Annotated in this window: 1 protein-coding gene; it reads right to left on the bottom strand. The window is 40.0% G+C overall.

Annotation, left to right across the window (positions count from 1 at the left end; all coding sequences use genetic code 11):
• Positions 1 to 23: 23 nt before the first annotated feature.
• On the bottom strand, positions 24 to 1,037 hold the full coding sequence (gene gap, locus ACWCL1_RS08900; protein WP_454546559.1) for a type I glyceraldehyde-3-phosphate dehydrogenase: 1,014 nt from the start codon (positions 1,035 to 1,037) through the stop codon (positions 24 to 26).
• Between the last annotated feature and the right edge of the window lie 25 nt (positions 1,038 to 1,062).

The following is a 1,062-nucleotide window of genomic DNA, read 5'->3' as shown; positions in this document are numbered from 1 at the left end:
AAAACTTACTAACAAGCTTTATCTTAAAGCATGCTTGCAAATTTTTCTAATGTACGGATCATTTGAGCTGTAAAGCCTGATTCATTGTCATACCATGAAGCAACTTTAACAACTTGACCGTCACCTTTACCAACAACTTGTGTTTGTGATGGGTCAAATACTGAACCAAATGATGTACCGATGATGTCGCTTGATACGATTTCATCTGCATTGTAACCAAATGATTGGTTGCCTTCTGTTACTTTCTTAACAGCTGCATTTACTTCGTCTGCTGTTACTTCTTTGTCCAATGTTACTACTAATTCTGTAACTGAACCTGTGATTGTTGGTACACGTAATGCGTGTCCGTCTAATTTACCGTCCAATTCTGGAATAACCTTACCTAAGGCCTTTGCAGCACCTGTTGAGTGAGGAATGATGTTTTGTGCAGCTGCACGTGCGTTACGTACGTTACCCTTACGGTCTGGACCGTCTTGCAAGTGTTGTGTTGCTGTGTATGCGTGTGTTGTTGTCATTGTACCTGCTTTGATACCAAATGCATCGTTCACAGCTTTTGCCATTGGTGCTAAGCAGTTTGTTGTACATGATGCAGCTGAAATGATGTTTGCATCTGGTGTGATGATGTCATCATTTACACCGTATACTACTGTTGGCATGTCACCTGCTGGTGCTGATACAAGAACTTTCTTTGCGCCAGCTTTTAAGTGTGCTGATGCCTTTTCTTCTGATGTGTAGAATCCTGTTGATTCAAGTACTAATTCAACACCATCATTTTTAACCCAAGGAATGTTTGTTGCGTCTGCTTCTGCGTATACAGGAATCTTCTTACCATTTACGATAAGAGCATCATCTGTTGCAGATACTTCTGCGTCAAATTGACCATGAGCTGTATCATATTTTAATAAGTGTGCTAACATTGCTGGTGATGTTAAGTCGTTGATAGCAACGATTTCCAAGTTGTCTGATACTTCAGCAATGCGACGGAATGCTAAACGGCCGATACGACCAAAACCATTAATACCTACTTTTGTAGTCATATTAATATTCCTCCTAAAAGGTAAA

This window comes from Ligilactobacillus sp. LYQ135 (genome assembly GCF_053711055.1).
This window is presented reverse-complemented; position numbering and strand designations above follow the sequence as displayed.